Consider the following 6532-nt stretch of genomic DNA (forward strand, 5'->3'; position numbering starts at 1 on the left):
CGCTGCGTAACCAGCGCACGGCCCGCCTCGATGAGGCGATCACGGATATCGCCGCCCGCCGTTTCCGCGGCGCTGGCACCCACCGACCAGCTTCCGGCATAGCGGGCATCCAACCCCATCTGCCGCACCATGCGCTGCTGGCGTCGTATGCTTTGCGGCGATAGCGCGATGATGCCGAACCGCTCGCCGAGCGTCAGCGCCCGCAAAATACCCCACTCGGCGATGCCCATGACGGGACGACCGCCGGCGGCTTCGCGGACTGCATGCAGGCCGGGATCGCTGAAGCAAGCAATAACGAAAGCATCCGCATCTTCCCGCGCGACGCGGTTCACCAGCGGCATGACAACGCTGTCCGCATCTCGCTGCGAGGTGATGCTGGGCGGTCCTTCGGGAAGGCTCACGACCAGTATCTCCGGCCCGCCCGGGATCCGCAACGGCGCCACCGCCTCGTCGATCGCCGCCTTGACCGAAGCCGAGGAGTTCGGATTGATGATCAGGATGCGGCGACGGCTCGATGTCATGACTTGGCTCAAGCAGCTTGGCTCAACGATTGCCCGCTTCGTGGCGCTGGAAGTTTGCGGCAATATCGCGACCGGTTGTGATCCAGAGATCGGGACAGGATTTTGCGTAAGTCAGGAATTCGCGCAACAGCCGAAGCCGCATGGGACGCCCGCTGCATTGCGGATGCAGCACGGTCGTCACCATTGCACCCCAGTCCCTGACCTCGTCGAGTTCGTCCTTCCAGATCGAGAGCACGTGCTCCTTGGGGAAGATCGAGCGCGGGCTGAACCGCGCCGAGAGGCCATGCATCCAGTCGTCGTAGCTCGCAGTGACCGGCAACTCGATCGTGCCCGGCTTGCCGTCGGCGAGGCGATGGCGATACGGCCGGACGTCGTCGCGGAACGACGAAGTATAGACGATACCGTGGCGCACCAGCGCTTTGCGCAGCTCTTCAGTGAATTCGCCGTAAGGCGCGCGATAGCCGATCGGCTTGACGCCGAGCCGGCGCTTCAGCACCTCGAAGCCGCGCTCGAGCTCTTCCTCAATCCAGGGATCGCCGGGATCCGGCAGGAGATGATGATAGCCGTGATGGCCGATCTCGTGGCCGGCCTTGATGATCGACTCGGCCATCGCCGGATGCGCATCGACCGACCACCCGGTGACGAAGAACGTCGCCTTCAACTCGAGCTGGTCGAGCAGCTCCAGAAGCTTGGGCGTGCCGACACGCGCTTCATAACCACCATAGCTCATGGTGATCAGGCGCTGCGCGTGAACTGCATCCTTGCTGGTCCAGGCACTTTCCGCGTCCACATCGAACGACAGGAACATCGCCGACGTATAAGGCTTTGGCCAGGGATAGTCGGGTGCGGGATCGGCGGTGTTGGCCGGGGTGAGCGGGATACTCGCAAGTGCCTTACTGTCCAGCATTGATAGTCGCCTTCTCAATCCCGTTATCGGTCAACTTCCATTTCGCAAGCAACGCACGATAGGTGCCATCCGCGATCAGCGCATCGACCGCCTGCGCCATCGCCTCTTGCAATGCCTTCTCCTTGATGGGCAGCGCGATTCCGGTGAGCTGCTGCGCGATGGTCTCGCCGACCGGCGCGTAGACGCCGGGTTCGAGATCCATGAGATAGGGCAGCGTCTCGTTGCCCTGCACGGCGGCATCGATACGGCCTTGCCTGAGCTGGTTGCGGGCATCGCCCGAGCCGTCTGTGCCTACGAAGACGATCGGATTGCTGGCACAGTTCTTCTCGCTCCATGCCGCAATCTGCGCCGGGAACGAGGTGCGGCGGCTGGCGCCGACCTTCTTGCCGCAGAGCGCAGCCATGTCCTTGAACTCGGTCGCGCGGGACTGCTGCACGAAGAAGCGTGGACCGCTGCGCAGGTAATCGACGAAGGTCGCTGTCTCGTGCCGGCTCGCATAGTCTGTGAAGCCCGACAGCACCGCATCCACCCGGCCCGTCGAGATCGACGGCATGAACTCGGCGAAGCTGGTCTCCTGCCATTCGATCTTGACGCCGAGCTTGCGGCCGATCGCCTCCCCGAGATCGACGTCAAAGCCGGAGAGCGCATTGGTGGCGGGATCGCGAAACTCCATGGGCGGATAGTTCGGAACCAGCGCGACCTTGAGGCTGCCGCGTTTGGCGATCTCCGGCGGCAGCTCGATCGTCCTTGCCGAAACACCCGTGGCCAGCAACAGTGCCGCCGCAACAACAAGTCTCTTCATCAAAACGCCCCCATATCAGATCACCGCCGAGAGAAAAGCCTTGGTGCGCGCCTCCCGCGGCGCGCCGAGAATCTCGGACGCCGGCCCCTGCTCGACGATCGCGCCGTGGTCCATATAGACAACGCGGTCGGCGACCTCGCGCGCGAAGCCGAGCTCATGCGTCACCACCATCATGGTCATGCCGCTCCGCGCCAGTTCCTTCATGACCGCGAGCACCTCGCCGACGAGCTCGGGGTCGAGCGCGCTGGTCGGCTCGTCGAACAGCATCAGCATCGGCTTCATGGCCAGTGCGCGGGCGATCGCGACGCGCTGCTGCTGGCCACCGGAAAGCTGCGCAGGATAAGACTGCGCCTTAGCCGACAGCCCGACGCGCCTGAGCAGCTCGATGGCCTCTGCGCGCACCTCGTCCGGCTTGCGGCCCTGCACCTGCACCGGGCCTTCGGTGATGTTCTCCAGCGCCGTCTTGTGCGGGAACAGGTTGAAGCGCTGGAACACCATGCCGGTCTTCAGCCGCTGCTTCGCGATCTGCCGCTCAGTCAGGCGGTGCAGGCGTCCGCCCTCCTCCCGCACGCCGAGCAGCTCACCGGCGAGCCAGATGCCGCCACTGTCGATCGCGGTGAGCTGATTGATGCAGCGAAGCAGCGTGGTCTTGCCCGAGCCGGAAGCGCCGATCAGGCACATCACCTCACCGCCCCAGACATCCAGCGAGACGTCCTTGAGAGCCTGAAACTCGCCAAAGGCCTTGCTGACGGAGCGGATCGCGACAAGGGGCTTTGTCATCGGGCGAACTGCATGGTGCCGCGGGCAAAGCGTCGCTCGAGCAGCATCTGAAGCGGCGTCAAGATCGACACCACGAGAAGATACCAGAGACCGGCAACGATCAGGAGCTCGATCACGCGGGAATTGGCGTAGTAGATGTTCTCGGCGTTATGCAGCACCTCCGGATACTGGATGACGCTGGCGAGCGAGGTGGCCTTCACCAAGCCGATGAACTCGTTTCCGATCGGCGGGATCACCACCCGCATCGCCTGCGGCAGGATGATCCGGCGCAGCGCACGCAGCCGCCCCATGCCGATGGCCTGCGCAGCCTCGTACTGCCCGACGTCAACCGACAGCATCCCCGCCCGCATCACTTCGGATGTGTAGGCGCCCTGGTTGATGCCGAGCCCGAGCAGGGCGGAGAGGAACGGCGTCATGATGTCGACGGCCCGCGCGCTCCACAGGCCGGGAATGCCGATGGTCGGAAACACCAGCGCGAGATTGAACCACAACAGGAGCTGGAGGATCAGCGGCGTGCCGCGGAACAGCCAGGTGTAGCCGGCGGCGACCGATTTCAGCACCGGATTGGGCGACAGCCGCATGATCGCGACCACAACGCCGAGAAAGATGCCGAGCGCCATGGCGAGCACGGCCATCACCATCGTGTTGACGATGCCTTCCAGGATGACTTTGGCGGTCAGGAAGCGGCTGACGTAGGACCATTCGATCTGGCCGTTCGCGAACGCGCGGGCGATGGCGACAAGCACCAGAACGATCAGGGCCGCGCTGAACCAGCGGAACCAGTGCGGCTCGCGCGCAACATGCATCCCGGAGAGATCGGGAAATCCTTCAGCGAGGGCGGGCGCTGCCTTCATTGCGGAGCCGCGTTCATCAAGGGCTCGGCGACTGCGTTCGCGCCCAGCCCCCATTTGTCGAGGATGGCCTTGTAGCTCCCGTCGGCGATCATCGCGCTGAGCTTTTCCGTCACCGCCTCGCGCAAGACGACGTCATCCTTGCGGAACATGATGCCCTGATAACCTTTGGCGAAGGGCTCGCCGACGAGGCGATATTTCCCGGCCTCCTGCGATTGGGCATATGGCAAGGTCTCGCTGCCCTGCACCGCAGCGTCGATGCGGCCCTGCTTGAGCTGGTTGCGCACGTCGATCGAATTCTCGCCGGGAACGTATTGGATGGCAGGCTTGCCGGCCGCCTCGCAATTCTGCTTGCTCCACTTGTCGATCTCGACGGGAAAGCTCGTGCTGCGCGTCGTGCCGACCTTCTTGCCACAGAGATCGGTGGCAGCCTTGGCCTCGCTCTCCGCCATCACGAAAAACTGCGGACCTGTCGTCAGATAGTCGATGAAATCCGCGGTCTCGCGCCGCGAGCTGCGGTCGGAAATGCCCGAGATGATGAAATCGGCCCGCTTGGTCTGGAGCGAGGGGATCAGCTCGGCGAAGGGCGTCTCGCTCCAGACGATCTTGAGGCCACCGAGCCGCTTGGCCAACTCGCCCGCGAGATCGATGTCGAGCCCCACGAGCTCGTTCGTCGCGGGATCACGATATTCCATCGGCGCGTAGGTCGAATTGACCGTGAGCCGCAATGTGCCGGCCTGCTTGATCTCTGACGGCAGCTCGGCCGCCTGCGCCGAACTGATGGCGAAAAGCGCCGCGAAGCCGGTGAACATCGGGAAGCGTATCATGTCAGGTCCTTGCCCGCGCCGTGAATCAATCCGCATCGAGAACGGCCGGCTCGATGACGCCGGCGCGCTCCGTGATCACTCTGTATTGCTCCGGCCGCCGGTGGGCGGCAAAGTTGAACATCTTGTCCTTGCCCTGCCGGCAGAGATCGAGATCGATGTCGGCGACGATCACCTCGTCCGCCAGGCTCGCTGCCTGCGCCACGATGCGGCCATTGGGATCGACGATGCAGGAGCCACCGATCAGCCCGGAGCCGTCCTCCTCGCCCGCCTTGGCGACCGAGATGGCCCATGTGGCATTCATGTAGGCGTTGGCCTGCGTGACGAGCGTTGAATGGAAGGTGCGCAAGGACGCATCCTCCGTGGTGCCGCCATTGGGATCATAGGCAGCTGAATTGTAGCCGATGCAGACAAGCTCGACGCCCTGAAGGCCGAGCACGCGCCAGGATTCCGGCCAACGACGGTCGTTACAGATCATCATGCCCATGATCGCGTGGCTCCAGGCCGGGCCGGCGCGAAACGCAGGAAAGCCGAGGTCACCATAGTCGAAATAGCGCTTTTCGAGCTGTTGGTAGAGCGCGCCCGGCCGCGGCTCGACCGAACCCGGCAGGTGCACCTTGCGATAGCGGCCGACAACCTCGCCGGCGCGATCGACCAGGATGGCGCAGTTGTAGCGCCGGCCGTCTGCCGTCTGCTCGGCATACCCGACATAGAAGCCAATGCGCAGCGCGCGGGCGCGATCGAACAGTTTTGCGACCTGCGGGTTCGGCATGACGCGCTCGAAATATTGGTCGAGGGCTGCGCCTTCGAGCAGCCAGCGCGGAAAGAAAGTGGTGAAGGCGAGCTCCGGAAACACCACAAGGCTCGCGCCGCGCGCGGCCGCCTCCTCCAACAAGCCAAGCATTCGGGCCAGCGTATGCTCCCGCGTATCGGCTTTTTGCGTCGGCCCCATCTGGGCGGCGGCCGCGCGAAGGACACGAACCAAGACTGCCTCCAATCTGTGCGCGCTGCTGCCTCAATAGGCGACAGAACTCTTTGATACAGCGTGCAAATCCGGCGCTATTAGGCGGAAACGCCGCTGCAAAAGCAATTCGCCGTGCTATGATCTTTTGGCCGAGAGTATAATCTGGACTTATATGAACCTGCGCCAGCTCGAGATCCTGCGTGCCGTCATTCGCCACCGCACCACGGTGGCGGCAGCCGACGAGCTCGCGCTCTCGCAGCCGGCCGTCAGCAACGCGCTGAAGTCCATGGAGGCACAAGCAGGCTTTGCGCTGTTCGAGCGCGTCAACAACCGGCTGTTTCCAACCGCCGAGGCTATGGCGCTCTACAAGGAGAGCGAAGCGATCTTCGCGCTGCATGCCAAGCTCGAAAGCCGCGTGCGCGATTTGCGCGAGAATCGGTCCGGACATCTGTCGATCGTGGCGACGCCGCCGCTTGCCTATAGCATCATCCCATCGGCTCTGTCGGCCTTCCTGCGCAGTCGCTCCGAGACGCGGGTGTTCTTCGACGTCCGCCGCTATGAGGGCATCATCGAGGGTGTGCTGAGCCATGTCGCCGAGCTCGGCTTCGCGCTCGGGCTCACACATCATCCGGGCATTGCGCATGAAGTGGTGCACACCGGCGAGATGGTCTGCGTGCTGCCGCCAACACATCCGCTCGCCGCGCAGCCGATCGTCTCCGCTTCTGACCTTGTCGGCCTGCCCTTTATCGGACTCGAGCGCGGAACGCGGCTCGGCGAAGCCGTGCGCGAGAGCTTTGCCCGCGCCGGCGCGCCATTCCAGTCGACCGTGGAAGTGCGCTATTGCAACACTGCCTGCGTGTTGGCGGCCGCCGGCGTCGGCGTC

General features: G+C 64.1%; 8 protein-coding genes. 1 reads left to right on the top strand and 7 read right to left on the bottom strand.

The window, feature by feature from the left end; all coding sequences use genetic code 11:
- From MOV75_RS23185 to MOV75_RS23215, 7 genes are all read right to left on the bottom strand, one after another.
- Positions 1 to 521, bottom strand: a 521-nt coding sequence (locus MOV75_RS23185) for an aspartate/glutamate racemase family protein (protein ID WP_247006682.1), incomplete at its 3' end; no start/stop codon positions are given.
- A gap of 22 nt (positions 522 to 543) precedes the next feature.
- On the bottom strand, positions 544 to 1428 hold the full coding sequence (locus tag MOV75_RS23190; protein WP_246929805.1) for a polysaccharide deacetylase: 885 nt from the start codon (positions 1426 to 1428) through the stop codon (positions 544 to 546).
- Positions 1415 to 2230 carry an ABC transporter substrate-binding protein gene (locus MOV75_RS23195; RefSeq protein ID WP_246929806.1) on the bottom strand — a complete coding sequence of 272 codons (816 nt, stop codon included), beginning with the start codon at positions 2228 to 2230 and terminating at the stop codon, positions 1415 to 1417. Before MOV75_RS23195 ends, MOV75_RS23190 begins: the two co-directional genes overlap by 14 nt.
- Before the next feature lie 15 nt (positions 2231 to 2245).
- Positions 2246 to 3010, bottom strand: coding sequence for an amino acid ABC transporter ATP-binding protein (locus MOV75_RS23200; protein ID WP_246929808.1), 765 nt, complete (start codon positions 3008 to 3010; stop codon positions 2246 to 2248).
- Positions 3007 to 3864 carry an amino acid ABC transporter permease gene (locus MOV75_RS23205; protein WP_246929809.1) on the bottom strand — a complete coding sequence of 286 codons (858 nt, stop codon included), beginning with the start codon at positions 3862 to 3864 and terminating at the stop codon, positions 3007 to 3009. Before MOV75_RS23205 ends, MOV75_RS23200 begins: the two co-directional genes overlap by 4 nt.
- Positions 3861 to 4688, bottom strand: coding sequence for an ABC transporter substrate-binding protein (locus MOV75_RS23210; RefSeq protein WP_246929810.1), 828 nt, complete (start codon positions 4686 to 4688; stop codon positions 3861 to 3863). The genes MOV75_RS23205 and MOV75_RS23210 overlap by 4 nt, the downstream gene beginning before the upstream one ends.
- Before the next feature lie 25 nt (positions 4689 to 4713).
- Positions 4714 to 5670 carry an N-carbamoyl-D-amino-acid hydrolase gene (locus tag MOV75_RS23215; protein ID WP_258719559.1) on the bottom strand — a complete coding sequence of 319 codons (957 nt, stop codon included), beginning with the start codon at positions 5668 to 5670 and terminating at the stop codon, positions 4714 to 4716.
- Between the two features lie 151 nt (positions 5671 to 5821).
- On the opposite strand from MOV75_RS23215, the gene MOV75_RS23220 reads away from it, so the two are divergent.
- Positions 5822 to 6532, top strand: a 711-nt coding sequence (locus MOV75_RS23220) for a LysR family transcriptional regulator (protein WP_247006680.1), incomplete at its 3' end; no start/stop codon positions are given.

Source organism: Bradyrhizobium sp. PRIMUS42 (genome assembly GCF_023006515.1).
Lineage (GTDB): Bacteria > Pseudomonadota > Alphaproteobacteria > Rhizobiales > Xanthobacteraceae > Bradyrhizobium.

What these genes read in the sequence shown, in the direction of transcription:
- MOV75_RS23190 (WP_246929805.1), bottom strand. Translation starts at nt 1,428, where the DNA reads ATGCTGGACAGTAAGGCACTTGCGAGTATCCCGCTCACCCCGGCCAAC.
- MOV75_RS23205 (WP_246929809.1), bottom strand. Translation starts at nt 3,864, where the DNA reads ATGAAGGCAGCGCCCGCCCTCGCTGAAGGATTTCCCGATCTCTCCGGG.
- MOV75_RS23200 (WP_246929808.1), bottom strand. Translation starts at nt 3,010, where the DNA reads ATGACAAAGCCCCTTGTCGCGATCCGCTCCGTCAGCAAGGCCTTTGGC.
- MOV75_RS23195 (WP_246929806.1), bottom strand. Translation starts at nt 2,230, where the DNA reads ATGAAGAGACTTGTTGTTGCGGCGGCACTGTTGCTGGCCACGGGTGTT.
- MOV75_RS23210 (WP_246929810.1), bottom strand. Translation starts at nt 4,688, where the DNA reads ATGATACGCTTCCCGATGTTCACCGGCTTCGCGGCGCTTTTCGCCATC.